General features: G+C 71.9%; 20 protein-coding genes. 12 read left to right on the top strand and 8 right to left on the bottom strand.

All coding sequences use genetic code 11. The features are described from left to right. Positions 1-68 precede the first annotated feature (68 nt). The 3 genes from QSK20_RS03195 to QSK20_RS03185 form a co-directional block, all read right to left on the bottom strand. Positions 69-1295: a cytochrome P450 family protein gene (locus tag QSK20_RS03195; protein ID WP_285787013.1), complete on the bottom strand. Its 1227-nt coding sequence runs from the start codon at positions 1293-1295 to the stop codon at positions 69-71. Between the two features lie 1600 nt (positions 1296-2895). Further along, on the bottom strand, positions 2896-3546 hold the full coding sequence (locus QSK20_RS03190) for a sulfotransferase family protein (protein ID WP_285787012.1): 651 nt from the start codon (positions 3544-3546) through the stop codon (positions 2896-2898). A 41-nt stretch (positions 3547-3587) separates the two neighbouring features. Beyond that, the gene (locus tag QSK20_RS03185; RefSeq protein WP_285787011.1) at positions 3588-5039 is read right to left on the bottom strand and encodes an MFS transporter; all 1452 of its coding nucleotides are present in this window, start codon (positions 5037-5039) and stop codon (positions 3588-3590) included. A gap of 333 nt (positions 5040-5372) precedes the next feature. Here QSK20_RS03185 and QSK20_RS03180 point away from each other — a divergent pair, with 333 nt between their 5' ends. The 11 genes from QSK20_RS03180 to QSK20_RS03130 all read left to right on the top strand — a co-directional run bounded on the left by QSK20_RS03180 (position 5373) and on the right by QSK20_RS03130 (position 19575). Then, positions 5373-6341 carry an ABC transporter substrate-binding protein gene (locus QSK20_RS03180; RefSeq protein ID WP_285787010.1) on the top strand — a complete coding sequence of 323 codons (969 nt, stop codon included), beginning with the start codon at positions 5373-5375 and terminating at the stop codon, positions 6339-6341. Beyond that, complete coding sequence (locus QSK20_RS03175) at positions 6338-7429, top strand: FecCD family ABC transporter permease (protein ID WP_285787009.1); 1092 nt, start codon at positions 6338-6340, stop codon at positions 7427-7429. The genes QSK20_RS03180 and QSK20_RS03175 overlap by 4 nt, the downstream gene beginning before the upstream one ends. Then, positions 7429-8262, top strand: coding sequence for an ABC transporter ATP-binding protein (locus QSK20_RS03170; RefSeq protein ID WP_285787008.1), 834 nt, complete (start codon positions 7429-7431; stop codon positions 8260-8262). Before QSK20_RS03175 ends, QSK20_RS03170 begins: the two co-directional genes overlap by 1 nt. Before the next feature lie 356 nt (positions 8263-8618). Then, positions 8619-9824: a cytochrome P450 gene (locus tag QSK20_RS03165; protein WP_285787007.1), complete on the top strand. Its 1206-nt coding sequence runs from the start codon at positions 8619-8621 to the stop codon at positions 9822-9824. An 11-nt stretch (positions 9825-9835) separates the two neighbouring features. After that, positions 9836-10066 carry a ferredoxin gene (locus QSK20_RS03160; RefSeq protein WP_285787006.1) on the top strand — a complete coding sequence of 77 codons (231 nt, stop codon included), beginning with the start codon at positions 9836-9838 and terminating at the stop codon, positions 10064-10066. Positions 10067-10331: 265 nt separating this feature from the next. Then, positions 10332-10535 carry a hypothetical protein gene (locus tag QSK20_RS03155; protein ID WP_285787005.1) on the top strand — a complete coding sequence of 68 codons (204 nt, stop codon included), beginning with the start codon at positions 10332-10334 and terminating at the stop codon, positions 10533-10535. Beyond that, positions 10532-12784 carry a heavy metal translocating P-type ATPase gene (locus tag QSK20_RS03150; RefSeq protein WP_285787004.1) on the top strand — a complete coding sequence of 751 codons (2253 nt, stop codon included), beginning with the start codon at positions 10532-10534 and terminating at the stop codon, positions 12782-12784. Before QSK20_RS03155 ends, QSK20_RS03150 begins: the two co-directional genes overlap by 4 nt. A 92-nt stretch (positions 12785-12876) precedes the next feature. Beyond that, positions 12877-13806 (top strand): LLM class F420-dependent oxidoreductase, encoded by a 930-nt coding sequence (locus QSK20_RS03145; RefSeq protein ID WP_285787003.1) that lies wholly within the window; start codon positions 12877-12879, stop codon positions 13804-13806. Between the two features lie 94 nt (positions 13807-13900). After that, positions 13901-15166 (top strand): FAD-binding protein, encoded by a 1266-nt coding sequence (locus tag QSK20_RS03140; protein ID WP_285787002.1) that lies wholly within the window; start codon positions 13901-13903, stop codon positions 15164-15166. 41 nt (positions 15167-15207) lie between these two features. Further along, positions 15208-18612, top strand: a complete 3405-nt coding sequence (locus QSK20_RS03135) for an AfsR/SARP family transcriptional regulator (RefSeq protein WP_285787001.1) — start codon at positions 15208-15210, stop codon at positions 18610-18612. A 141-nt stretch (positions 18613-18753) separates the two neighbouring features. Next, positions 18754-19575 (top strand): DUF2306 domain-containing protein, encoded by an 822-nt coding sequence (locus QSK20_RS03130; protein ID WP_285787000.1) that lies wholly within the window; start codon positions 18754-18756, stop codon positions 19573-19575. Positions 19576-19636: 61 nt separating this feature from the next. Here QSK20_RS03130 and QSK20_RS03125 read toward each other — a convergent pair whose 3' ends face one another. The 4 genes from QSK20_RS03125 to QSK20_RS03110 all read right to left on the bottom strand — a co-directional run bounded on the left by QSK20_RS03125 (position 19637) and on the right by QSK20_RS03110 (position 24300). Next, on the bottom strand, positions 19637-20776 hold the full coding sequence (locus QSK20_RS03125; protein ID WP_285786999.1) for a site-2 protease family protein: 1140 nt from the start codon (positions 20774-20776) through the stop codon (positions 19637-19639). 70 nt (positions 20777-20846) lie between these two features. Further along, positions 20847-21542, bottom strand: coding sequence for an Ntn hydrolase family protein (locus QSK20_RS03120; protein WP_285786998.1), 696 nt, complete (start codon positions 21540-21542; stop codon positions 20847-20849). 215 nt (positions 21543-21757) lie between these two features. Beyond that, positions 21758-23206 carry an alpha-amylase gene (locus tag QSK20_RS03115; protein ID WP_285786997.1) on the bottom strand — a complete coding sequence of 483 codons (1449 nt, stop codon included), beginning with the start codon at positions 23204-23206 and terminating at the stop codon, positions 21758-21760. Between the two features lie 356 nt (positions 23207-23562). After that, on the bottom strand, positions 23563-24300 hold the full coding sequence (locus QSK20_RS03110; RefSeq protein WP_285786996.1) for a hypothetical protein: 738 nt from the start codon (positions 24298-24300) through the stop codon (positions 23563-23565). A gap of 416 nt (positions 24301-24716) precedes the next feature. Here QSK20_RS03110 and QSK20_RS03105 point away from each other — a divergent pair, with 416 nt between their 5' ends. Continuing rightward, a complete protein-coding gene (locus tag QSK20_RS03105; RefSeq protein ID WP_285786995.1) occupies positions 24717-24938 on the top strand; it encodes a hypothetical protein in 222 nt (73 codons plus the stop codon). A gap of 63 nt (positions 24939-25001) precedes the next feature. Here QSK20_RS03105 and serS read toward each other — a convergent pair whose 3' ends face one another. Further along, positions 25002-26291 (bottom strand): serine--tRNA ligase, encoded by a 1290-nt coding sequence (gene serS, locus QSK20_RS03100; RefSeq protein WP_285786994.1) that lies wholly within the window; start codon positions 26289-26291, stop codon positions 25002-25004. Positions 26292-26358 lie beyond the last annotated feature (67 nt).

The following is a 26358-nucleotide window of genomic DNA, read 5'->3' as shown; positions in this document are numbered from 1 at the left end:
TGGCTCGGAAAAGCGCGCGCTCGCGCACGGCCGACGGCGTCGGCCGCGTGGGATGGTCGTGGACGGGTCTAGGGAGTCGCCGTGAAGGTGACCGGCAGACGTTCGACGCCCCGGCCGAGGACGGCCGGGATCCACCCCAGCTCGTCGGGCTCCGCGGCGAGCTTCAGGTGCGGCAGGCGGCGGAGGATCGTCTCCAACGCGATCTGGAGCTCGGTGCGGGCCAGGCCGGCCCCCGGGCAGAAGTGGATGCCGTGCCCGAAGCCGATGTGCGGGTTCGGTGAGCGGGTGAGGTCGAGTTCGTCCGCCCGCTCGAAGCGGGCCGGATCCCGGTTGGCGGCGGCGAGGGACACGATGACCGAGTCACCGGCGGGGATCCGGGTGCCGAAGAGGTCGCTGTCCTCGGCGAAGAACCGCCAGGTGGTCAGCTCGAAGGCACTGTCGTATCGCATCAGCTCCTCGGCGGCGCGGGGCAGCAGTGCCGGATCGGCGGCCAGTTGCGCCATGGCCTCCGGGTGGGTCAGCAGGGCCACCATCGCGGTGTTGATCTGGTTGGTCATCGGCTCCTGGCCGGCCACCAGCAGCTGGAAGATCATCGAGGCGAGTTCCTCGTCGCTCAACCGGCCGTCGTCGTTCGCCTCGACCAGCTTGGCGAGCAGGTCGTCGCCGGGATCGGCCCGCCGGTCCGCCACCACCTCGGCGATGTACGCCTGGAGGCCGTGCAGGAGGCCGATGTAGTGGGCGCGGTGCGGCGACCGGGGGCCGACCGGCTGGACCACCCGGCACCACTCCCGCCGGAACTGGCGGGCGAGGTGCGGCGGCAGTCCGATCACGGTGCTCAGCACCAGGAAGGGGAACCTGGCACTGAAGCTCTCGACCAGGTCGCCGTGCCCGACGGGCGCGAGCTCGTCGAGGAGTTCGTCGGCCATGGCCTGGAACTGCGGGCGGAGCGCCTCGAGGCGTCGCGGGTTGAGCGCGTCGGTCACGAACCGCCGCATGAACGTGTGCTTGGGCGGGTCCTGGTGCAGCAGGTGGACCTGGAGTTGCGAGTGCTGCGGCTCCGGCATGATGGCGGCGAGCGCGCGCCAGGCGTCGTTGCCCAGGTCGTGGTTCTTCCCGAGCCGTGGGTCGGTCAGGGTACGCACCGCCGCGTCGTAGCCGGTGACGAGCCAGCCGGTCACCCCGCTGGGGAACTCGACGGGGTGGACCTCGCCTTTGTCGCGTAGCTGCTGGTAAGTGGTGTACGGGCAGCGCTTGAACTCCGGCCCGTAGAGCGGATAGGGCTTTTCTGAGGTCATCGGTGTCTCCAGGGAAGGAACTGGCGGCGCGGGCGATGGTCGATCGAGCCGTCCCGCACAACCGACGTCACGGGCGGCGCCGACCGCGATCGGTCCAGATCGGTGAATTGCTTTTCCTGCGATTTGAGCGCGTCTGGGCCATGCGTTACCGCGCGGCCGTCTCCTCAGTTCGGGAACGAGGAAACGCCCACTTCGCAGATTGGTCGTACGGGGGATCAGCCGACTGGCGGGATGGCGTTTCGGCCCCCGCCATCCTCAGTGATCACGCACCCTTTCCTGCGGCGTTGATGTCGCCCTGGGCCTGCTGATGGTGGCGTCGGAAGGGGTGTCGCCGTGTCGATCCGGCCGGTTCCGCAACGGCGGTCGTGGCCGGGAAAAGCCCCTTCCCCGCCATCGCCCCGGCAGCTTTCCGCCTGTTCGGAGTGCTTCCCCCGTGCGGCGGGTGAGGCCTCGACCGGAGGTCGTGGCTGCACGACACCTGCCGCTTGATTTTGTGCATCCGCTCTCCTCTGGCATCGGCGTCAGTCGATCGGAGGGGTTGGCTCACGCCGAACCGATGATCCATCCGTCAGGCGAAGTCATCCCCCAAGGGAATGTAACGCCCCATCACCAGTTAATCACTCACCTATTGACCTTGAATGGGGTGGTGGAAATTTCACATCATCGCCCATATCGAATGTTCACCCGGTAACGTTGCACGCTGCGCGCCGCCTTTGTGGCGCTTTGTTGGCATTTTTTGTCGTCCGCAGGCGTCGTTTCGGTTCGAGCCGTTCGCGGTCCTCGGCGGCGCGTCGCGAGGCGACGCCGGTAGTGTCCGATGTTCCCATGGTTGAAGATGTGGGTGGGAACCATTCGGAGGTCATCAACGACTGCCCGCTATAGAATGAAAAATATCTATATGCGGGGAATGGTGGTAGTGTCGGTCAATCTCACCATTAATTGTCTGGATACCGGCTGCCGGACCGCTGCGGGAGACTGCTGTCGGAGGCTTCGACGCGGGCGCGGACGGGTTGACGGGTGACGCCCGGCCTGCCGTGGGGTCGGGCGGGTCGGCCGACTACCGGGCCGGGGGAGAGAGCCGGTCGGGCCGTCCCACCCGGGGTTGGTGCCAGTCTGGGATGAACGGGTCGAGCGCGGCCGGTGGCCGGGTCGAGCGGGTCAGTCTGCCTGCGGTGTGGGCTCGCCGTGGAAGTGGGCCGCTGCCTTCGCGGTCATCCTGCTGCCGGTGTGGTCACGCGGGCGGGTGCGGTGGGCGGTGGTGCGCTCCGGGCACCCGGACCGGAGGTGCGCCCCGGAGTCCGCGACGGTCGCGGGCCCGGGACGTCCGTGGCGTCGGAGAGGACCGTCGGTCGAGGTCCTCCCGGGTGCAATCCCGGAGCCGGCGGCGACGGGGCGGGACGTCCGGCCGTTCGTGGTGCCCCGGGTCGACCCCCGGGGCGGTCGACGTGCACCGGTGGGCATCGACCGGCCGGGTCGACGGACGGGGCCGGTCGCCGGGGCGGAGGGGACAGTGATCTTTCGTCGGTCCGACCGGGGTGCCGGACGGCGGCGACCCGGCGGCGGGATCCCTCGCCGGGTCGCGTCCGTCCGGCCCGACCGGTCAGCTCTCGGGGCCGCGCAGCGCAGCGGGACGTTCGTTCAGGTGCGGATACGGATTGTCCGGCACCGCCACGCCGAGGAACCGGCAGAGCGGCTCCCAGCCCTGACCCGGCTGGTACTCGAGAAGGCGGTCGGCGGGCACCTCCCGGCGGACGGCCTCGTTGTGCCGCTCGTAGCAGGCGATGACGTGGTCACGGTCGTCGACCCGGCCGTCGAAGCTGAGGGGCACGGTGACCCGGTGGCCGACCATGGTCGCGGTCTGGACGACCTGTTCGGCGGGCAGGTGCGGGAAGTTGGCGACCAGCGCGCCCGTCTGCTTCCCGTGCCGCAGCATGCTCAGGATGGTCCGCTCCATCGACTCGTACCAGACGGCGGAGTCGCGGGTGGTCAGGATGACCTTGGCATTCGGGTACTCCTGCACCAGCTCACGCCAGAACGAGGTGGCGGGCCAGTCCACGGTCGCCCGATACCCCTCGAGCGCGGTACGCAGCGCGGTGAGGTCGTTCTCTGCGGCGGCCAGCCAGTACTTGGCCTGGTCCGGCTTCTCGAAGAGCGTGGCGAAGTGGTAGCACGGGTCGAAGCCGAGCTGCACGAGAGCTGCCCGTAGGGAGAGGGTGCCAGTCCGGCCGAAGCCGACCCCGATCACGTCCATCGAATTGCGTCCTTCCACGGTGGAGACAGATACCGGCGGTGTCAGTCCAGTGCCTTCTCGGGCATCACCTCGATCGGTTCGGCGACGGCGGGCGTCGCGGCGGCCCGGGCCCGGCGGGCCGTCAGCAGCAGACCCGCGGCGAGGACGACGGCGGTGAGCGTGGCGATGGTGAGTGACGTCGTGAGGGCGTTCCTCATGCCGGGAACCGAGTGGTCGGAGGCGGCCCAAACGGCCGTCGCGACGGCCGGGCCGAGGGTGAAGCCGAGCATCCGCCCGGACTGGAGGGTGCCGGCGGCGGTGGCCGCGAGCGGACGCGGGGCGGCCCGCATCGCCATGGCCTGGACCGGTCCGCCGAACAGGGCCGTGCCGGCCCCGCCCACCGCCAGCCGCCAGGCCAGGTCCACCGGGCTCCAGTCGCTGGCGAGCGGTTGCACCAGCAGCACCGAGGTCGCCACCAGGAGCGCCCCGACGAGCGCCACCGGCCCCGGTGCCCAGCGGTCCGCCAGGGTGCCGCCGAGCGGCGCGAAGACCGCCATGGCCAGCGGGTAGGCCAGCACCGTCAGACCGGCGACGGCCGCGCTGGTGTCGAGCACCTGGAGGAGGAAGTACGGCACGATGAAGGCCAGCATCGCGTACCCCAGCGAACCGGTCACGATCGCGAGCGCGGCCACCGAGATCTCCCGCGTACGCAGCAGGTCCAGCACCGGCCGGTTGGTGCCCAGCCGGTGCCAGACCAGCAGCGCCGGCACGGCGAGCAGCGCCAGCAGCACCCAGGCGGGGCCCCGGTCCGGCGCCAGCGAGATGCCGCCCAGGAGAGCGCCGACCGACACGGCGATCAGCCCGGCGGCGGCCAGCCACTCCCGGTCCGGCAGCCGGAACGCCTTCCCGGTGGCGGGAATCGTCCGGAGGCCGATCGGCAGTACCACGGCACACACGGGCACGACCACCAGGAAGGCCGCCCGCCAGCCGATCGTGTCGAGCAGGAACCCGCCGAGCGACGGGCCGGTGATCGCGCCGAGCGGCCCCATGGTGGCGATGACGCTCATCGCCCGGCCCTGGGTGTCGGCGCGGACCGCGAGGGCGGCCAGGGCGGGAGCCATGGCGAAGATCAAGGAGGCGAAGACACCCTGGAGGACCCGGGCGGTGATCAGGGTCTCGATCCCCGGGGCCAGGCCGGCGGCGAGGCTGGTGAGCCCGAAGCCGCCGACCGCGAAGGCGTACGCCGTCCGGCGGTCGATCTGGTCGAGCCAGCGTCCACAGGGCAGCACCAGGATCACCGCCGGCAGCAGGTAGCCGACCGCCACCCACTGCGTCACGCCCTGCGTCGTCCCGAGTTCCCGCTGGATGACGGGGAGCGCCACGTGCACGACGTTGATCTCCAACATCACGAGGAAGGAGATCAGGCCGGCGGTGAGCACGACCGCCCAGCTGTTGCGCTGGTGCGGTTCGGCCGGTCCGTTCGGCGGCGGCGTGATCTCCCGGCTCTGCGTCACGTTCCAGCTCCATCCACGCGTGCGTCGGGGGTTTGTGTCAGAAGGTAGTCGCTCCGCTACCAGATTTGGTTCACGCGGACGGAGAGATTCTTGGATATCCCTCTGATCTGGGGCGCGACCGGTATGTCCGATCCTGATCGCGCGACCGTCGGGAACTTCCCGGGTACGGAGCGCGACTAACGGAACATGACTGAGATGTTGGCAGGCAGGCGGGCCGGCGGGGGCGCGCGGGGGGTCCGTCGTCTCCATCGCGTGGGACGGACGCGTCGGTCTCGGCCATCCGGTGCCGACCGGCCGCGCCGGTCCCCCAGGACCGCCCCCTGGCTCGCCGTCATGATGAGCGGCGTCGTGGTGCTGACCGGTTGCGGTGACGCCGGCTCGGCCACCGACAACAGCGCGAACAGCACGGTGACCATCAAGGACTGCCAGGGCAGGGACGTGGCGGTCCCCGCGTCACCGCGCCGGGTGGTCACCGTGGACGGTTACGCCGCCCAGGCCATGGCACGGCTGGGACTGACCGACCGCATCGTGGGAACGGGCTATCCCGCCCCGTTCGGCGCCGACCAGCAGCCCTTCCGGGGCGAGCTGGAGAAGCTGCGCGTGCTCGGGCGGACCGTGGCGACCACCGAGGTGGTGGCCGCCGCCACCCCGGACCTCGTACTGACCGGTTTCTCCACCTTCGGCCAGGCGCCCGGCAGCCCCAGCGACGCCGACCTGGAGACGATGCGGGCCAAGGGCCTGTCCGCCTGCCTGGGGGACGAGAAGAACGGCGGGCCGGCGAGTCTCACCTCGACGTACGACTTCCTCACCCGCCTCGGGCGGGTGTTCCAGGTGGAGGAGCGGGCCGAGCAGGTGATCGGGGAACTGCGCGCCAGGGAGCAGGCGGTCGCCGCGAAGCGGGGCTCGGACCGGCCACGGGTGCTGATCCTCCAGGACAACCCGGTCGCCGGTCAGCCGCTGAAGACCTCGGGCACGGTGACCATCGCCCACGCCCTCATCGAGGCGGCGGGCGGGCAGAACGCCTTCACCGACGTGACGTCCATGCACGCGGACGTCTCACCGGAGGAGGTGCTCAAGCGGGACCCGCAGGTCATCTGGGTGATCAGTGACTACCCGTTCGCCAAGGTCAAGGGCGACGAACTGCTGCGGCAGGTCAAGGCGAACCCGCTGCTGGCCAACACGAGCGCGGTCAAGCAGGGACGTGTCGTCGGCACCTCGCAGTTCCTGGTCTCGTTTCCCACACCACTGAACCTCGACGGTCTGGAGCAGCTCGCGGCCGGGCTGTGGACGGGGCAGCCGTGACGGTCGCGGAGGTCCGCGCCGTCCCCGACGCCGGGGACAAGCGGCGGATCCCCCGACGCCCGGACCGCGTGCCGTACGCCGTGGTGCTCGGCGGACTGCTCGTGATGCTGCTGGTGTCGCTGGTCGCGGCGACCGGGATCGGGCCGGTCCGGGTGCCCCCCGACGAGGGGGGCCGGATCCTCCTGCACCACCTGAGCGGTGGCGGCGACAGCACGTCGACCTCGGATCTGATCGTCTGGCGGATCCGGTTCCCCCGGGTGCTGCTCGGTGCGGTGGTCGGCGCGGGACTCGCGCTCTCCGGCGCGGTGGTGCAGAGCGTGGTCCGCAACCCGATCGCCGACCCGTACCTGCTCGGGTTGTCCTCGGGCGCGTCGGTCGGCGCGGTGGTCGTGCTGACCACCGGCCTGGCCGTGCTGGGCGCCCTGACGCTGCCCACGGCGGCCTTCCTCGGGGCGGCGGGCGCCATGGCGGTGGTGCTGGTCCTGGCGCGGCAGCACGGCCGACTGCTGCCCCTGCGGCTGGTGCTCGTGGGGGTGGCCTGCGCGCACCTGCTCGGTGGGGTGACCTCCTTCCTGCTGACCCGTTCGGAGAGCGCGGCCGTCCAGCAGCAGATCATCTTCTGGTTGCTCGGCGGCCTCTCCGGAGCGCGGTGGGAGTCGCTGGCGGTTCCCGCCGTGGTGGTGCTGGTCGGCACGGCGTTGCTCATGCTGGTGAGCCGCCGGCTGAACGTCCTCGTGCTCGGCGAGGAGGCGTGCGCGGCGCTCGGGGTCTCCGCGACCGTCCTGCGGCGTCAGCTGTTGGTCCTGGTGACGCTGCTGACCGGCACGGTGGTCGCGGTCTCCGGCGGGATCGGGTTCGTCGGTCTGATCGTGCCGCACCTGGCCCGCATGATCGTCGGGGCCGACCACCGGCGGATGCTGCCGGTGACCGTCACGCTGGGGGCGCTCTTCCTCATCTGGTCGGACGTCGCCGCCCGGATGCTGATCTCGCCGACGGAGCTGCCGATCGGCATCCTCACCGCCTTCCTGGGCGTGCCGTTCTTCCTGCTGGTGATGCGGGCCCGGGGCCTGGCGGGGGAGGAGATGTGATGGACCTGTCCGTCGACGGGGTGTCGGTGACGCGGGGCGGCCGGAGGATCCTCGACGAGGTGAGCCTGTCGACCCGGGCGGGTGAGTTCACCGCGCTGGTGGGACCGAACGGCAGTGGCAAGAGTTCCCTGTTGCGCACGGTCTACCGCGCCTACCGGCCGGACGCCGGGACGGTGCTGGTCGGCGGCCGTGACGTCTGGAAGATGACCGCGGCGGAGGCGGCGCGGAGCACCGGCGTGCTGGCCCAGGAGCAGCACTCCGGGTTCGAGTTCACCGTCTTCGAGACGGTCTGCCTGGGGCGCTCGCCGCACCTGGGCACGTTCGACCGCTTCCGCAGCGTCGACCGTCGGGTGGTGGAGGAGGCTCTCGAACAGACCGGCCTGGTGGACCTGGCGCACCGCCGGGTCGGGCAGTTGTCCGGGGGCGAACGGCAGCGGGTCCTCCTCGCCCGTGCCCTGGCGCAGGAGCCGCGACTGCTGGTGCTCGACGAGCCGACCAACCATCTCGACATCCGCCACCAGTTGGAGTTGATGGAGCTGGTCCGGGGTCTCGGGGTGACCACGGTGGCGGCGCTGCACAGCCTCGATCTCGCCGCGACCTACGCGGACTCGGTCGTCGTGCTCCAGGAGGGGCGGGTGGTGGCGACCGGCGCGGCGGAGAGCACGATCACCCCCGAGGTCCTCCGGACGGTCTTCGGGGTCGACGGCCGCATCGACACGGACGTCGACACCGGCCGGGCGTTGCTGAACACCCGCCCGCTCTGCGTCTGCCCGACCCGGTCCTGTCACTGGAGTTGCAAGCCGTCGGACGCGTCACGGGTGAGTCAGATGTAACGCCGAAATCCACAGTCGACGCTCGCCTTGTCGCGGGCGGGTCGAGCATGCCCGAGAATCGCCGAAAGGGGCACCTGAAATATCGGCACAATGGGTCAAAGTCGCTGCTACCGGCATCACGGCAAATAGTCCATCGTGATTGGAATGACAATGTCGACAATCTCTCTGTCGCGGTTGTTATCCTGGGATGATCATCGATGTTACTGGTATGTTGCTGCCGTACCTGGGGACGTACGGCCGGAGGCTCCGTCGCGCGACCCGGTCGACGATGACCGGCCATCGGCAATCCGCGTTCGTCCTCGTTCCCGCCGGGGTCGGCACGGGTCGATCCCGCTGATTGCTGCTAGAGGGGTACGATGACGGCCGACAACACCACGGAAGTGCCCACCTACCCTTTCGGGCCGGTTAACAAGCTCGATCTCCACCCCCGATACACGGAGCTGCGCCGAACCGAACCGATCACCCGGGTCCGTATGCCGTACGGGGGCGAGGCCTGGTTGATCACGGGCTACACCGAGTTGAAGCAGTTCCTCGCCGACCGTCGATTCAGCTCGCTGCAGGCGACCGAGCCGGACACCGCCCGGGTGACCCCGTTGCCCCTGCGCAAGGGAAACCTGCTCTCGATGGATCCGCCCGAGCACACCCGGATCAGGCGGGTCGTCGCCGGTGCGTTCACCAAGCGTCGGATCGACGCCCTCGCGCCGCGTATCAAGGAGGTGGTGCACGAGCAACTCGACGCGATGGCGAAGCACGGCGCCCCGGTCGACGCGGTCGAATACCTCGCCGTCCCGGTGCCGGTGACGATGATCTGCGAACTCTTCGGTATCGCGTACGAGGACCGGGACCGGTTCCGGCAGTTCTCGGACGTCTTCGTCGCCACCAGCGGGGCGCCGCCGGAGGAGATCGAGCGGTCGCGCAACGAGCTGGAGGCGTACCTCGGTGAACTCGCCGAGCAGCGTCGGCGGGAGCCCAGGGAGGATCTCGTCACCACGTTGCTCGAGGCGTTCGAGCGGAAGGACCGGCTCAGCGAGACGGAGATGCTGCGCACCGGCATCGGCATCCTCATGGCGGGTCACGAGACGTCGCTCAGCATGATCGCGAACGTGCTCTACCTGCTGCTGGCCCAGCCCGAACTCTGGGCCCAACTGCGGGACGACCCGCGCCTGGTGCCCAGTGCCATCGAGGAGATGTTGCGGATCATTCCGCTCCGCTCGGTGGGCAGTTTCCCCCGGCGGGCGATCGAGGACGTCGAGATCGCCGGGGTCACCATTCGGGCCGGCGAGACCGTGGTCTTCCAGCGGGCGTCGGCGGACCGCGACGAGCGGATCTTCGAGAATCCGGAGGAGATCGACCTGGCCCGGTCGCACAATCCCCACCTGGGATTCGGGCACGGTGCGCACCACTGCCTCGGCGCGTCGATCGCGAGACTGGAGATCCAACTCGTCCTGGAGGGACTCATCGGGCGTTTCCCGGGACTCCGGTTGGCGGTGCCCGCCGACGAAGTGCCGTGGAAGCCGGGGCTGATCGCGCGTTGTCCGTCGGCACTGCCGGTCGAGTGGTAGAGGGGCCGGCGGTGGGCGAGCGGCAGTGGAAGGTGGAGGTCGATTCCTCGTGTATCGGCTCCGGAATGTGTCTGGCCACCGCGCCCGACCACTTCCGGCTGGTGGACGGGTGGTCGCAGCCGGTGGAAGAGGTGGTCCCGGAGGGAGATCCGATGGTCGTCGCGGCGGCGGATCTCTGTCCGGTCAGCGCGATCGGCGTACGTGATGCCGGGACCGGCGCCGAGCTGCGGATAATCGATTAGGAACATAACGGGAATTGGTCGGGGGAGCCGTGTCGTCGGGATCGGCTGGATTGTGGCAGGGGCGATACGTCCCGGTCACCGGAGCCCGCTGGGCTGGAGTGTGGAACATGAATATCTGTCCGGACCGGAGAGGGGCCGCAACCGCGTCGCCCGGCGGCGGGTGGACCCCGCACACGGATGCGGACGACGTCGGTGACGGAGGCGGCCGGTCCTGCCCCGGACGCCGGCCGGCGGCCGGACCCGGTGGCTCCGGAGAGGATCTGTCATGAACGCGATCTGGCGACTCGGCACCTACCTGCTCGTCCTGCTCGTGGTCTTCACGGTGATGCTGATCATCGGCCGGCTCATCGGCCCGATCAGCTCCCCGGCGGAGAGCGGTGAGGGCCACGACATGATGATGTCGGTGGGGCAGGTCGACCGGCTGCCCGCGCCGGCCACGGCCGGCGATCCGGTGGAGGTGGCGCGATGAGCGTCGCCACGCCCCCCGACGTGTCCCCTGCGGCCAACCGGATCGACCTGGTCATCGGCGGTATGACCTGCGCGGCGTGCGCGAGTCGCATCGAGAAGAAGCTCAACCGGATGCCCGGCGTCCACGCCACGGTGAACTACGCGACCGAGAAGGCCAGCGTGGCGTTCCCCGACGACGTCACCCCGGCGGACCTCATCGCCACCGTGGTGAAGGCCGGCTACACCGCCGAGGTGCCGCCGCCGCCCGAGGAGGTGGAACGCGGCGTCGCGCCGGCCGATCCGCTGGACGACCTGCGCAAGCGGCTGCTGGTGTCGATCGCGCTCTCCGTACCGGTGATCGCGTTGGCCATGGTGCCCGCCTGGCAGTTCACCTACTGGCAGTGGCTGTCGCTGACCCTGGCCGCCCCGGTCGTGGTGTACGGCGGCTGGCCGATGCACCGCGCCGCCTTCGTCAACCTGCGCCACGGCGCGGCCACCATGGACACCCTCGTCTCGCTGGGGACGCTGGCCGCGTTCGGCTGGTCGGTCTGGGCGCTCTTCCTGGGCGTCGCCGGCACCCCGGGCATGCGGCACCAGTTCTCGCTCAGCGTGTCGCAGACCGACGGGGCGGCCAGCATCTACCTGGAGGTCGCCGCCGGGGTGACCATGTTCATCCTGAGCGGCCGCTACTTCGAGGCCCGCGCCAAGCGCCGCGCCGGGGACGCGCTGCGCGCGCTGCTCCAGATGGGCGCGAAGGAGGCGACCGTCCTGCAGAACGGGGCGGAGGTCCGGCTGCCGATCGACCGGGTGGTGGTCGGGCACCGGTTCGTGGTCCGCCCCGGGGAGAAGATCGCCACCGACGGGGTGGTCGAGGAGGGCAACGGCACCGTCGACGTCTCGATGCTCACCGGGGAGTCCGTGCCGGTGGAGGTCGTGCCGGGCGACGAGGTCGCCGGGGCGACGGTCAACCGCAGCGGGCGGCTCGTGGTCCGCGCCACCCGGGTCGGGGCCGAGACGCAGCTCGCGCAGATGGCCAAGCTCGTCGAGGAGGCACAGTCGGGCAAGGCCCCGGTGCAACGACTGGCCGACCAGGTGGCCGGGGTGTTCGTGCCGGTGGTGATCGGGCTCGCCGTCGGGACGTTGGGCTTCTGGCTGGGCACCGGGATGGGATCGCCGTCCTTCGCCTTCGCGGTGGCCGTCCTGATCATCGCCTGCCCGTGCGCGCTCGGCCTGGCCACCCCCACCGCCCTGCTGGTCGGGACGAACCGGGGGGCCCAACTGGGGGTGCTCATCAAGGGTCCGCAGATCCTGGAGAACAGCCGCCAGGTGGACACCGTCGTGCTGGACAAGACCGGCACCGTCACCACCGGCCGGATGAGCCTGCTGGAGGTGGTCGCCGACACCGACCGGGACGAGGTGCTGCGGGTCGCCGCGTCGCTGGAGTCCGCCTCCGACCACCCGGTGGCCCGGGCGATCGTGGCCGGGGCCGGCGACCCCGGGCACCTGCTGCCGGTCACCGACTTCGAAGACCTCCCCGGGCTCGGCGTCCGGGGCACCGTCGCCGACCGGCCGACCCTCGTCGGGCGGTCCCGGCTGCTCACCGAGGCCGGACTGGAGATCCCGACCGCGCTCGACGAGGCCCGACAGGCGGCCGAGGCGGCCGGTCGCACCGCGGTGCTGGTCGGTTGGGCCGGTGTCGTCCGGGGCGTCTTCGTGGTGGCCGACACCGTACGGGAGACCAGCGCCCGGGCGGTCGCCGAGCTGAAGGCCCTGCGTCTGGTGCCGGTGCTGCTCACCGGGGACAACGAGAAGGTGGCCCGGGCGGTGGCCGCGGAGGTCGGCGTCGACGACGTCATCGCCGACGTGCTGCCCGCCGAGAAGGTCCAGATCATCAAGGAGTTGCAGGCCGAGGGGCGGACGGTCGCCATGGTCGGTGACGGGGTCAACGACGCGGCGGCGCTCGCCCAGGCCGACCTGGGGATCGCGATGGGCAGCGGCACCGACGTGGCGATCGAGGCGTCGGACCTGACCCTGGTCCGGGAGGACCTGCTCGCGGTGGTGGACGCTCTGCACCTCTCCCGGGGCACCCTCCGGGTCATCAAGGGCAACCTGTTCTGGGCGTTCGCCTACAACATCTGCGCCCTGCCGCTGGCCATGGTGGGCATGCTCAACCCGATGATCGCCGGTGCCGCCATGGCGCTCTCCTCGGTCTTCGTCGTCTCCAACAGCCTGCGACTGCGGACGTTCCAACCGGCACGGACGCGGTCGTGACACCGGTGGGCGGGCGCGGTCCCGGCGCCCGCCCACCGGGACCCTCTCCGGTGCGCCCGCCGGACCGACGGCCGGTTCCCTATGCTCGGCGCATGGAACTACGCGTCTTCACCGAGCCCCAGCAGGGAGCCAGCTACGACCAGTTGCTCGCCGTGGCACGCTGCGCCGAGGACGCCGGCTACGACGCGTTCTTCCGCTCCGACCACTACCTGATGATGGGTCAGGCGAGCGGGGAACCGGGCCCCACCGACGCCTGGACGACCCTCGCCGGCCTGGCCCGGGAGACCGGCCGGATCCGCCTCGGCACGCTGATGACCGCCGCCACCTTCCGGCTGCCCGGCCCACTCGCCATCACGGTGGCCCAGGTGGACGCGATGAGCGGCGGCCGGATCGAGTTCGGTGTCGGCACCGGATGGTTCGAGGCGGAGCACCAGTCGTACGGCATCCCGTTCCCGCCGCTCGCCGAGCGGTTCGACCGGCTGGAAGAGCAGCTCGCCGTCATCACCGGCCTCTGGCAGACCCCGGCCGGGCAGACCTTCGACTTCGCCGGGAAGTACTACACCCTCACCGACTCGCCGGCCCTGCCGAAGCCGGTGCAGTCGCCCCGACCGCCGGTCCTGCTCGGCGGGATGGGAGCGAAGCGGACGCCCCGACTCGCCGCCCGCTTCGCCGACGAGTTCAACCTGCCCTTCGTGCCGGTCGACGACACGGCCGCGCAGTTCGGCCGGGTCCGCGACGCCTGCGCCGCGATCGGCCGGGACCCGGCGGAGCTGCGCTGGTCCAACGCGCTGGTGCTGTGCTGCGGGCGGAACGACGCGGAGGTGCGGCGACGGGCCGAGGCGATCGGCCGTGACCCGGACGAGCTGCGCGAGAACGGGCTCGCCGGCTCGCCGGCCGAGATCGTCGACAAGATCGGCCGCTACGCGGGCGTGGGCAGCCAGCGCATCTACCTCCAGACGCTGGACCTGGCCGACCTCGACCACCTGGAACTGGTCGCCGCCGAGGTCATGCCGCAGGTCTGAGACCCGCCGGGCGCGCCGCCGCAGGCGACGGTGACCGCGACCCGGCGTACCGGCCCGGTGCCGCCGGGCACGCCGCCGACCGAGGGGAGAGGTCATGGCAGAGGACACGGTGGCCGCGGAGAACGGGGTGCCGCCCCGGAACTGGGCCGGCAACGTCACCTGGTCGGCGGCCCGCCGGCACCGTCCGACCACCGTCGACGAACTGCGGGAACTGGTGGCGGCGAGCCGGCGGATCCGGGCGGTGGGCAGCCGGCACTCGTTCAACCGGCTCGCCGACACCACCGGCGACCTGGTCGCGGTGGACGGCCTGCCGCCCACCGTCGAGATCGACCCCGTCCGGGCCACCGCCACCGTGGCGGCCGGGCTGCGCTACGGCGAGGTCGCGGCGCGCCTGCACGAGCAGGGGTACGCCCTGCCGAACATGGCCTCGCTGCCGCACATCTCGGTCGCCGGGGCGGTCGCCACGGCCACCCACGGCTCCGGTGAGCGGCACGGCAACCTGGCCACCTCCGTCGTCGCCCTGGAACTGGTCACCGCCGACGGTGACCTGGTCCGGGTGGACGCCACCGACGCCCGCTTCCCCGGCCTGGTGGTCGGCCTCGGCGCGTACGGGGTGGTCGTCCGGCTCACGCTGGCCCTGGTGCCGACCTTCGAGATCCGCCAGTACATCCACCTGGACCTCCCGCGCGAGGCGATGGACGAGGCGCTCGCCTCGGCGTACAGCGTCAGCCTCTTCACCGACTGGCGGGGCACCGGGTTCGACCAGGTGTGGCACAAGCAGTTGGTCGACCAGCCACCGCCCCCGACCCGGTGGCTCGGCGCGACGGCGGCCGACACGCCCCGGCACCCGGTGCCGGGCCTGCCCGGTGACACGTGCACCGTGCAGCTCGGGGTGCCCGGCCCCTGGCACGAACGCCTGCCGCACTTCCGGCCCGACTTCACCCCGAGCAGCGGGCAGGAGTTGCAGTCGGAGTACCACCTGCCGAGGACGGCGGCGGCCGAGGCCCTGGCCGCGCTGGACGGCGTCCGCGACCGGATCGCCGCGGTGGTGCAGATCTGCGAGCTGCGGACGGTCGCCGCCGACCGGCTCTGGCTCAGCCCCCAGTACGACCGGGACACCCTGTCGATCCACTTCACCTGGATACCCGACGCCGGGGCGGTCGCCCCGGTGGTGGCCGCCGTCGAGGAGCGACTGGCCCCGTTCGTTCCCCGTCCACACTGGGGAAAGGTCTTCGGCCTGCCCCCGGCGGCGGTGGCCGCCGCGTACCCCCGGTTCGCCGACGCGGTCGCGGCGATGGTCGCCGCCGACCCCACCGGCACGTTCCGCAACGACCTGCTGGACCGCTACCTCCCCCGCTGACGCCGTCGGTGGGCGGGACCGGGTACGCCAGAATCGGGGCCGTGTTCTTCGGCATCCTGGGTCCGGTCGAGGCGCGTACCGTCGACGGGACGGCCGTGCCCCTGGGCGGGCGGCAGCTGCGGGCCCTGCTCGCCCTGCTCCTGCTCGAACCCGGCCGGGTGGTCGGCGCGGACCGCCTGATCGACGGCCTGCACGGCGAACACCCGCCGGCCGGCGCGGCGAACGCGTTGCAGTCCCAGGTCTCCCGGCTCCGCCGGGCGCTGCGCGCCGCCGGCACCGAGGTGACCGTCGAGGCGCACCCGGCCGGGTACCGGCTCACCGTCGACCCGGAGGACGTCGACGTGCACCGGGTCGCCCGGCTCGACCGGGCCGCTCGGCAGGCCCTCACCGCCGGAGCCCCGGCACGGGCGGTCGCGCTGCTCGGCGAGGCGCTCACGTTCTGGCGGGGCGAGCCGCTCGCCGACGTGACCGCCGCGCCGTTCGCCGCCGCTCAGGTCGCGCGCCTGACCGAGCTGCGGCTGGACATCGTGGCGGAGTACGCCGAGGCGGCGCTCGCCGCCGGGGACCCGCACGCGCCGATCGGTCTGCTGAGCGAGGTGGTCGCCGCCCACCCGCTGCGGGAACGCCCCCGGGGACAGCTCATGCGGGCGCTGCACGCCGCCGGCCGGTCGGCCGAGGCGTTACGGGTCTACGCCGACCTACGTCGTACCCTCGCCGGGGAACTCGGCGTCGAGCCCTGCGCCGAGCTGGCCGCGGTGCACCTGGCGGTGCTGCGCGACGAGCGCGGTGACCCGGTGGCACCGCCGTCGGCCCGGCTCCCCGCCCAGCTGAGCAGCTTCGTCGGCCGGGAGGGCGACCTGGCCCGGGTGGCCGGACTACTCGACGCCGGCCGGTTGGTCACGGTGACCGGTCCGGGTGGGGTCGGCAAGACCCGGCTCGCGATCGAGACGGCCGGCCGGCGCGACGGTGAGGTCTGTTTCGTCGACCTCGCCCCACTGCCGGCCGGCGCACGGGTCGCGCCCGTCCTGCTCGACGCGTTCGGCCTGCGGGAGTCCGGCCTCGGCCTGCCCGGCGTGACCCGCGCCCCGCTCGCCGGCCCGCCTGCCGCCCCGCTCGCCGGCCGCGCGTCAGCCGACGGTGCCGGCCCGGCGGGGGCTGCTGCCGGCCTGGCGGGCGTGGGGCCGGTGGGTGCCGCTGCCGGCCCGGTGGGCGCCGGCCCGGTGGATGCCGCTGCCGGCCCGGTGGATGCCGGTGCGCCGGCCGGCGGTGCCGACCCGGCGCTGAACCGCCTGGTCACCGCGCTGTCGGACCGGCGGATGCTGCTCCTGCTCGACAACTGCGAACACGTGGTCGCGGACGCCGCGCCGGTCGTACGCGCTCTCCTCGCCGCCGGACCGCACCTGCGGATCCTGGCCACCAGCCGGGAGCCGCTCGGCCTGACCGGGGAGCTGCTCTGCCCGCTGTCCCCGCTGCCCGTGCCGCCCCCGGAGGTGCCGGCCGGGACCGTCGCCACCGCCCCGGCGGTGCGTCTCTTCGCCGACCGGGCCGCCGCGGTACGCCCGGACTTCGTCCTCGACGGCGACACCGTCGACACGGTACGCCGGATCTGCGCCGCGCTGGACGGCCTGCCACTGGCGATCGAACTGGCGGCGGTGCGGATACGGGCCCTGTCCCTGGCCGAGGTGGCGGCCCGGCTGGACGACCGGTTCCGGCTGCTGTCCCGGGGCGACCGGACCGCCGCGCCCCGGCACCAGACCCTGCACGCCGTGGTCCGGTGGAGTTGGGACCTGCTCAGCGACGCGGAACGGCGTCTCCTGCGCCGGCTGACCGTCTTCGCCGGTGGGGCGACCGTCTCCGCCGCCGAGCAGGTGTGTGGTTGCGGTTGTGGTTGTGGTTGCAGGGGACCCCTCCTACCGCTTTCTGCCGAGGAGGGGTCCCCTGCAACCACCCGGCGCGGGTGCGAGCCGGACACCGCCGAACTGCTCGCCGCGTTGGTGGACCGGTCGCTGCTCGAACACGCCGCCGGCCGGTACCGGATGCTGGAGACGGTGCGGAGCTTCGGCGCCGAGCGGCTCGCCGAGGCCGGCGAGGACGACGTGCTCCGTCGGGCCCACGCCACGTACGTCCTCCGCCTGGCCAGCCGGGCGGACGGTTACCTGCGCCGGGAGGAGCAGGTCGACTGGCTGCACCGGCTCCGCGCCGAGCACCGCAACCTGGACGCGGCCCTGCGCTGGGCGGTCACCGCCGACCCGCCCCTGGCGATGCGACTGGTCGGCGCGTTGAGCGCCTACTGGTACCTGCGCGGCCTACGTGGCGAGATCGCGCCGCTGGCGGAACAGGTGCTTCACGTGGTCGGTCCGGAACCACCCGACGGGCTGACCGAGGAGTACGTGCTCTGCGTGATGTACGCCGTCTCCGGCGGTTCCGGCGCCGGACTGGCCGACCACGTCCGACGGGCCACCGTCCTGGTCGACACGATGGAGCATCCGCCCCGGCAGCCGTTCCTCCACGTCCTGTGGGCGCAGTTCGCCGGACCGCCCGGCGCGGAACTGCCCCGGCGCAGACGGCTGATCGGCACGGACCCGTGGTCGCAGGCGCTCGGGCACTTCGGCAACGGCTTCCTCGCCCTGTTCCAGGGGGTCGTCGACACGGCCGAGTCGGAGCTGCGGCAGGCGCTCACCGGTTTCCGGACGGTGGGGGACCGGTGGGGTGTGTCGCAGGCGTTGGACGGGCTGGCGACCATCGCCGCCTGGCGTGGCGCGGACGACGAGTGCCTCGCCCTGCGCGACGAGGCACTGGGACTGGTCCGGCAGCTCGGCGCGTACGAGGAGGTGGCGGACCTGCACTGCCGGCGGGCCGAGCGGCTGCTCTGCGTCGGCGACCCCGACGCCGCCCGCGTCGAGTACGGACAGGCCGCCGTCCTGGCCCGGCGCGGTGGCATGTCGGCGACGGCGGCCCAGGTCGCCTGGGGTCTCGGCGAGGTGGCCCGGCTGACCGGCGATCTGGTGGAGGCCCGCCGCCGGCAGACCGAGGCGCTGGACCGGGTCGCGGACGGGTGGACCGGCGGCGAGGTCCGGGTCGCCGTGCTGACCGCGCTCGGCCGGGTGGCGCAGGCCGGCGGCGATCTCGACGAGGCTCGCCGCCGGCACCGGGAGGCGCTCGACGCGGCTCTCCGCCAGCACAACGGGCCGGACATCGCCGGTGCGGCCGAAGGGCTGGCCGGGGTGCTGCTGGACGACGGAATGCCCGAACGGGCCGCCTGGTTGCTCGGGGTGGCCACGGCGGTACGCGGCCTGCGGGCGACCCCCAGCCGGGACGTGGCCCGGGTGGTGGACGGGGTACGGGCGACGCTCGGTGCGGACGGTTACGCCGTCGCCTTCGCCCGGGGTGCCGCGCTCGACCACACCCGGGGCCGGGCCGTCCTGCGGGACCTGCTCCGCGCCTGACCGGTCGGCACCCCCGTGCCCGTGACCCGCCTGCCGGTCCGCCCGGCGGTTGAGGTGGCGGTCAGCGTCCGGTGCGGGTCCGGTCAGCGTGGGTGGCCACCGTCGGCAGCAGCACCTGACCCCGTCGACGAGGAGCCCACCGTGGCCGAGACCGGTACGACGCAGACCACCCCGCCCACCGTTCCGACGCCGTCCGGGCCGGACCCCGGTCCACGGCCGGGCAGCCGCGCGCCGGCCAGCGGGACGGGTGCGGGTTCGACCCGCCGGTGGTGGCGGCGCCCCTGGATGGCGCCCCTGGGCGTGGTGCTGCTGTTGTTCGTGGCCTTCTCCCTACCCCCGTACCTCACCCTCGACGAGGGGCAGTCGCGGGTCACGCCGCCGGAGGGCGCGCCGCTCTACTACCCGCTGCTGGTCGCGCACGTCCTCTTCGCCTCGGTCGCCACGCTGACCTGCTGGTTCCAGGTGTGGCCGTGGTTCCGCCGACGCTTCCCGGCCGCCCACCGCCGGATCGGCCGGGTGTACGTCTTCGCCGGGGTGCTCCCCGCCGGCGTGATCGGCTTCTACCTCGGGGCGGTGACGCCGTTCGGGCCGGCGGCCCAGGCCAGCGGGGTGGTGCTGGCTCCCCTCTGGCTGATCTGCACCGTGGTCGGTTGGCGGCGTGCCCGGCAGCGGCGGTTCGTCGAGCACCGCCGGTGGATGATCCGCAGCTTCGCGCTGACCGTCTCGATCATCACGAACCGGGTCTGGGGCGTGGTCTTCTTCCTGCTGCTGTACCCGCAGCTGGAGAGCACCTTCCACGGCGACGAGAAGTTGATGAGCTGGATGATCGCCGGGGCGACCGCCTGGCTCGGCTGGACGCTGCCGCTGCTGGCCGCGCAGTGGTGGCTGGACCGTCACCCCGGCCCCCGTCCGGTCCGCGCCGGCAGACCGGTCCGCGCCGGCAGACCGGTCCGCGCCGGCTGACTTGTCCGGGCCAGGGCTCGACGCGGCCCGGAGCGGCGGGCGGCGTCACCGGCGGGCCGCGTCACCGGCGGGCGGCGAGCTGGTCGCGCATGCTGCTGCGCTGCACCGCCCGGCTGATGTCGCTGGGCGAGACGATCCCGACCAGTTGTCCGTCCGTCACCACCAGCGCCCGGCCGTCCGCGCACGCGCTGAGCCGGGGGAGCAGGTCGGTCAACTGCTCCTCCGGCCGGGCCAGCACCAGCTCGTCGGACCGGCAGGCCACCTCGGCCAGGGTGGTTCCCGCCCGCTGGTCGGCCGCGACGTGCCGGACCCGGTCCAGGGTGACCAGGCCGATCGGCCGTCCGTCCTCGGTCAACGGCAGCGCCGAGTGCCGGTAGGCGAAGAGGTAGTGGTCGACGAAGTCGCCGACGGTCATCGTCGCCGAGGCGGTCTGCGGTTGCGGGGTCATCACGTCGGCGACCCGCACGCCGTGCAGCGCCGAGCCGATCCGGGCCTGCCGTTCCTCCATCGTCGCGGCCCCGATCAGGAACCAGCCGATCAGCACCAGCCAGAGCCCGCCGATACCGGCCCCGACCAGGAACTGCCAGAGGCCCAGCCCGATCAGCAGCACGCCCAGCACCCAGCCGGCGCGGGCCGCCACCACCGAGGCGCGCGTCCGGTCGCCGGTGGCCTTCCAGACCGCCGCCCGCAGCAGCCGGCCGCCGTCGAGCGGGGCGGCCGGCAGCACGTTGAAGATGGCGAGCAGGAGGTTGATGCCGGCCAGCCAGGAGAGCGCGCCCACCGGCAGTCCCCGCACTCCGCTGAGCGCCAACGCGACCGCGACGCCGCCGAAGAGAACGCCGATGATCAGACTGACCAGCGGCCCGATGCCGGCGATGCGCAGCTCGGCGCCCGGGTTCGGCGCGTCGCCCTTCAGTTCGGAGACCCCGCCGAAGAGCCAGAGCGTGATGCCCTCGACCCCCAGCCCGTTCCGTTTGGCCACCACTGCGTGGGCAACCTCGTGGGCGAGCAGACCGACGAAGAAGACCACCGCGGCGGCCAGCCCGGCGAGCACGTACGCCCAGACCGGCTCCCCCGGGTAGGCGCGCGGGAACTGCCGCGCGGCCAGCGCCCAGGCGATCAGCGCGAAGATGACCAGGACGCTCCAGTTGACGCCGACGGGCACGCCGGCGACCCGACCGAGCCGGAAACTCGCCCTCATGGCACGGTTGATACCCCGTCGGGTGGTGACCATGCCGGTCGTCGTCGCACACCCACCCGGTGCCGGTCGGTCAGTCGAACAGCCGGTCGAGCGCTTCCTGTTCGAGGTCGCGCCAGCGCTCGGCGTCCTTCAGAGCCTTCGCGATCTCCTTGTCGTCGAGGTGGTGGGCGCCCTCCTCGCGGATGCTCGCGACGCTGAACGGCCGGCCGACCGACGGCGAGGTCTGCTCCAGGGCCTCCAGCACCCGTACGACACCCACCACGCCGTACTCGACGGTCCGCTTGGTCATGCGGAAGTGGGACAGGAGCGCGCCGGCCTGCTGGGCCATGGGCGCGCCGGAGCCGATGGCGTGGAAGCCCACGTCCTCGTACCGCCCGATGAGGCCGTTGGGGTTGATCTCCACGATCCACGGCCCGCCCTGGCTGTAGCCCGCCGCGAGCAGGTACGCCGCCACCCCGCCGCCGCTGCCCTCGCCGGGCACGTCCGGGATGTAGTTCTCGTAGTGCTTCTTCAGGACGGGCAGGGCGCGTTCCTGCAACTCGTCGCCGATGTCGGGTGCTTCGAGGATGGCGGTGGCCGAGTCCTGGAGGATGGGGCGAAGGTCGTTGAGCACCCCCCGTGCGCCGCTGCCGCCCCAGGCGGCGCACGAGCCCAGCGGGTGCAGCTTCTGGGCGGGGAAGCTCAGACCTCGGTCGCTCTCCGTGATCTGGGAGTCCGCGCCGATCACCACCCCGTCACTACAGACGATGGCGAGCACGACGGTCATGGGAGGTCCTCCTGGTCAGGGGTGCGGGGTAGGGGCCAGGTACCCGGCGTCCCGCGCGCCTACACCCGGTCGACCAGCACCACGGCGGTGCCGCGCGGGACCGCCTCCACCAGGTGCCGCTGGGCGTCGCGGGGTCAGCCCGGACGGGCCATGCGCCGTTGACACGGAAAACCCCTCCCCGCGCCGTCGCATCGGGGAGGGGTTTTCGGATGGTGCTACGACAGACGGGCTCCGACATGGATGGCGATCGCGTCGTGGGCCGGCACGTTCGCGGCGAACCAGCCGCCGGAGTCGACGGTGATCACCGGTCCGCTGCACGAGCCGTTGCTGAAGGTGCCGTGGATGACGTCGCAGTACCGGCCGGCCGGCAGACCGGTCTGGTAGGTCCGGCCGTTGACCGCGAAGTCCTCGTCGTTGATCGTGACGAAGCCCTTGCCGGTCCGGCTGAACGCGATGTGCTGGTATCCGTTGTCCCACCAGTTGGAGACGCCGGCCCCCTCGGTGGCGTTGCGGAAGCCGACCATGTTGGCGATCACCGGCCAGCGGTGCTCGCACTCCCAGCCGGAGTAGCAGGTGGTGTTCAGGGTCTTGTTGTTGCCGTCCGAGGGCGGCCCGGCGTCGCGGTTGGTGAAGGTGTAGCTCGACATCACCGTCGGCGAGCCGTACGGCCAGGCCAGCATGAAGGCGTTGGCGAGGGCGTAGATGCCCCGGTCCTTGTAGGTCAGCACGCCGCCGACGTCCCGCTGGGTGTCGTGGTTGTCGACGAAGACCGACGCCACGCCGCTGGGCAGGTGCCCCCAGCCCTCGCCGAAGTTCTTCAGGTACGCCAACCGTTCGGAGCGGAACACCCGGGCCAGGTCCTTGCCGTAGCGGAACTCGTGCACGTCCCCGTTGCCGGTGTACTCACCGGGTTGGACCGGTTCGCCCGCGCCGTAGATGACCTCCTGCACGATGTACGCCGAGCGGGAGAGCTTGCTCTTGATCGCGGCGATGTCGGCGGCCGGCATGTGCTTGCTGGCGTCCATCCGGAAGCCGTCCACGCCGAGCGAGAGCAGGTCGTTGAGGTACGCGGCGAGCCGCGACCGGACGTACTCCGACTCGGTCTTCAGGTCGGCGAGGTTGACCAGCTCGCAGTTCTGCACCTCGTACCGGTCGTTGTAGTTGGCGATGTCGTTGTTGCCGTTGCGCCCGCAGTAGTGGAAGTCCTGCGACTGGTAGATGCCCGGGTAGGTGTAGTGCTGGTACGACGAGCCGGCCCAGCCGGTGCCGCCCGCGTCCTGGCCGGACATGTGGTTGACCACCGCGTCCACGATCACTTTCACGCCGGCGGCATGGCAGGTGTTCACCATGGACTGGAACTGCGCGCGGGTGCCCTTGCGTGACTCGATGCGGTAGCTGACCGGTTGGTAGGTCACCCACCACTGGTTGCCCCGGATGTGCTCCTGCGGGGGCGAGACCTGGACGTAGCCGTAGCCCTTCGGGCCGAGCGTGCTGGTGCACTCGCTGGCCACCGAGGGCCAGTTCCACTCGAACAGGTTCGCGATGACCTTCTTGTTGCCGGAGGGGGCCGCGGCGGCCGGGGGAGCCGTCACGGTGACCGGCGCGAGCAGGCCGGCGAGCAGGCCCACGGCCAGCAGCGCCGTACGGCGTCGACGTCGAAGCATCTTCTACTCCTGACGGGGGTACGGGGGACGGGTGGTGGACGCGCCAGGACTGCGGTGCCGCTTCTTGCAGCGGCTCTGAAAGGTTTCGGAAATGTTACAAGCGCCTTGCAGTGGGCGTCAACGCATGGACAAACGTCTTTCTGCCTGTGTGGCGGCGGCAATCCTGCCTCGTCGTCGACGGTCGGCGGGCGGGAGCAGGGTGGAGGTAGCGACGCTGTGGAACTGCCCCGTTCATGCGCCCACCGGGATCGTGCCCGGTTGCCGTCCAGCCAGCAGCAGACCGCCACAGGCAGGCCAGCGCAGAGAAGCGAGTGGCCCCGGGACCCGTTGTCCCGAGGGCGACACGTTGTGGTGGGTCAGCCTGCCGGCTCGACCTCGGCGATACGGGAACGGAGAAGGTGCTCGGCCGCGTCCAGTTCGGTCCAGAGGTCGAACCATGCCCGGCTGCGGGCTCGGTCTCCCCGGTCGAGCCCGACCACCACGATGCTGTGGACCCCCCACAGGACGTCGTGACGCCCGGACGGCGAGTCCACCCCGATCGCGAAGGACGCAGCCAGGGCGGCACGAGTGAGGATCAGGCTTTCCGGGTCGTCCGGAGCTCGTCGACCAGCGGTCAGGAACCTCGGTTCGTCGGTGATCTTCATCCAGCGTACGGTTGCGCCCGGCACCTGCTGGTCGACGATCTCGGCAACTGATCCGCGAACGGCCGAGGCCGGATCGTCGCCGAGCCAATCCAGGAAGTGGCCGGTGCTGACCAGCCGGGTGAAGTCGTCCTGCGGGGGGCCGTAGTTCGGATTGGGTTGGAACTCACCGGTGAGCCGGCCGTCGGCGCCCACCTTCCACACACCACGGACGGCCTCCGCCGGAACGAAGCCGTTCGGATCACTGACCAACGTGTGGTCGATCTCGGCGACCGAGCCCCCCGGATGCCGCGCTGCCTCGGCCGCCAGGGCGGCCGGCGGGTGCGACCGTCGATCGGGACCGTTGCCTGGCGCTGTGTGGGCGTTCATCGTCGGCAACCCGTCTGTCGCACGTATGGACACGTGAAACCTAAGCCACCCGTCAACTGCGTTCGTGCCGGGCTCTACGAGCACCGCCCGCCTGCCAGCTCTCAAGGTAGACGAGGAGGTGCTCGCCATACCGCCGCGAGCCCGGTGAAGGTCAACGCCGCAGCGAACGGAACCTGCTGCCAGTGGGCGACCGTCTGGAGGGCGACGGACGCGCAGAACAACGTTCCGAGCACCGCGAGTGTGCCGTGCGCCTGAAGGTAGGTGCGGGCGGCGTCGACCAGGTGGGCGGCACGATGCTCGGCAGGCAGCCACCGCCAGTCGTTCCGCTGGACGGTCTCGTGCCAGGCGGCGGGGTTCGGGGTCAGGCGCGGCGACGCCGTGGAGCTGCCACGTCCACTCGTCCAGGCCGCCGATGTGCATGGCTACCACCACCGACCGTTCCTCGCCTGCTCACCGTCGCGATGAAACACCCGACCGAGTCCCGCTCTACGGTGGACGTCATGAATCTGCGGTACACCCGAAGTGAGGGCCTCCGGGCGATGGGCGGCTTCTCGCTCGGGGTCGGCCTGCTCATCTCTCTGCTGAACATGGGCACCAACCCGCAGCCCGGCGGACTCGTCCTGGCGGGCCTGCTGGTCCTCACCGGACTGGGACTCCGACTCGAAGCGGCCATCGTCGAACCGCGTGACCAGCGACGCCCCGAACTACCGTTCGACCGGTAGTAGACGAAAGGTCCCCCGCGAGGAACGCTCGCGGGGGACCTGTGCGACGTCGTACCCGACCCGTCAGCGACCGGGGGGCACGAGACGGTCGGTGCCGAGGCGGTCGCGGAGCACCTCCGGCACCAGCACCGAGCCGTCGGGCTGCTGGAACTGCTCCAGGATCGCCGGGAAGAGTCGGCTGGTGGCCAGCGCCGACCCGTTCAGCGTGTGCACGAAGCGGGTCTGCTTGCCGCCGGGCTCCTTGTACCGGATGGCCGCCCGGCGGGCCTGGTAGTCGCCCGCCCAGGAGACCGACGAGACCTCCTTGTACTTGCCGGTGCTCGGCATCCACACCTCGATGTCGAGGGTCTTCCGCATGGACGCGCTGGCGTCCCCGGCGGAGAGCAGGCTGCGCTGGTAGTGCAGCCCCAGCCCCTCGACCAGGCTCTCCGCGTGGGCGAGCATCTCCTCCAGCGCCGCGTCCGCCTGCTCGGGCAGGGTGAACTGGAAGATCTCCACCTTGTTGAACTGGTGGCCCCGGACGGTGCCGCGCTCGTCCGAGTGCGAACCGGCCGACTCCCGCCGGTAGCAGGGGGTGTACGCGAACGCCTTCAGCGGCAGCTTCGCCGGGTCGAGGATCTCGTCCTGGTACGCGCCGAGGATCGCCGTCTCCGACGTCGGCAGCAGGAACTGTCCACGTGGAGCGGACTCCCGGTCGAGGTGGTAGACGTCGTCGTGGAACTTGGGGAACTGCCCGGCGGCGAACCCGGCGCTGTGCAGCAACAGGTGCGGCGGGAGGAGGAACTCGTACCCGGCGGCGACGTGCCGGTCGACGAACCAGTTGACCAGCGCCCACTCCAGCCGGGCGCCCCACCCGGTGTACATCCAGAAGCCGGAGCCACCGAGCTTGACGCCGCGCTCGTGGTCGACCAGACCGAGGGCGCGGGACAGCTCCACGTGGTCGCGGACCTTCTCGATCGTCGGCGGCTCGCCGAAGACCTTGACCACCCGGTTGGCCTCCTTGCCGCCGGGGACCACGTCGTCGGCGGGCAGGTTCGGCAGCTCGCTCATGCTGGTGCGCAGCCGGGACTGCACCTCGTCCAGCTCGGCCTCCAGCTCGGCGAGCTGCTTGCGCCCCGCCTCCGGGGCGGAGACCTCGGGCTCGGTGCCGGCGCGCTTGGCCGCCGCGTACGCCCGCGCCTCCGCCTTGCGGCGCTGCCGCTCGGCGTCGATGGCGCTGATCAGGGCGCGTCGGTCCTGGTCGAGCTGCTGGATCTCGTCAAGGGCACGCGTGACCTCGGCCGGATCGAGCCGCTTGGCCAGCGCGGACGCGACCGCCTCCCGATCCTTCCGGATCAACTCCATGTCGAGCATGCTGCTCCGTACGCTCCGTCCGGGCCGTCGGGTGGGACCACCAGATGCTACCGTCGCGCCCCCGCCG

This window comes from Micromonospora sp. NBRC 101691, from assembly GCF_030269285.1.
GTDB classification, from domain to species: domain Bacteria; phylum Actinomycetota; class Actinomycetes; order Mycobacteriales; family Micromonosporaceae; genus Micromonospora; species Micromonospora echinospora.
The sequence above is the reverse complement of the archived record's forward strand: the minus strand, read 5'-3'. Positions and strand labels throughout refer to the sequence as shown.

Coding starts and splice junctions, on each gene's coding strand:
- QSK20_RS03195 (WP_285787013.1), bottom strand. CDS start 1,295: ATGACCTCAGAAAAGCCCTATCCGCTCTACGGGCCGGAGTTCAAGCGC.
- QSK20_RS03190 (WP_285787012.1), bottom strand. CDS start 3,546: ATGGACGTGATCGGGGTCGGCTTCGGCCGGACTGGCACCCTCTCCCTA.
- QSK20_RS03180 (WP_285787010.1), top strand. CDS start 5,373: ATGATGAGCGGCGTCGTGGTGCTGACCGGTTGCGGTGACGCCGGCTCG.
- QSK20_RS03170 (WP_285787008.1), top strand. CDS start 7,429: ATGGACCTGTCCGTCGACGGGGTGTCGGTGACGCGGGGCGGCCGGAGG.
- QSK20_RS03165 (WP_285787007.1), top strand. CDS start 8,619: ATGACGGCCGACAACACCACGGAAGTGCCCACCTACCCTTTCGGGCCG.
- QSK20_RS03155 (WP_285787005.1), top strand. CDS start 10,332: ATGAACGCGATCTGGCGACTCGGCACCTACCTGCTCGTCCTGCTCGTG.
- QSK20_RS03150 (WP_285787004.1), top strand. CDS start 10,532: ATGAGCGTCGCCACGCCCCCCGACGTGTCCCCTGCGGCCAACCGGATC.
- QSK20_RS03145 (WP_285787003.1), top strand. CDS start 12,877: ATGGAACTACGCGTCTTCACCGAGCCCCAGCAGGGAGCCAGCTACGAC.
- QSK20_RS03140 (WP_285787002.1), top strand. CDS start 13,901: ATGGCAGAGGACACGGTGGCCGCGGAGAACGGGGTGCCGCCCCGGAAC.
- QSK20_RS03125 (WP_285786999.1), bottom strand. CDS start 20,776: ATGAGGGCGAGTTTCCGGCTCGGTCGGGTCGCCGGCGTGCCCGTCGGC.
- QSK20_RS03120 (WP_285786998.1), bottom strand. CDS start 21,542: ATGACCGTCGTGCTCGCCATCGTCTGTAGTGACGGGGTGGTGATCGGC.
- QSK20_RS03115 (WP_285786997.1), bottom strand. CDS start 23,206: ATGCTTCGACGTCGACGCCGTACGGCGCTGCTGGCCGTGGGCCTGCTC.
- QSK20_RS03105 (WP_285786995.1), top strand. CDS start 24,717: ATGAATCTGCGGTACACCCGAAGTGAGGGCCTCCGGGCGATGGGCGGC.
- serS (WP_285786994.1), bottom strand. CDS start 26,291: ATGCTCGACATGGAGTTGATCCGGAAGGATCGGGAGGCGGTCGCGTCC.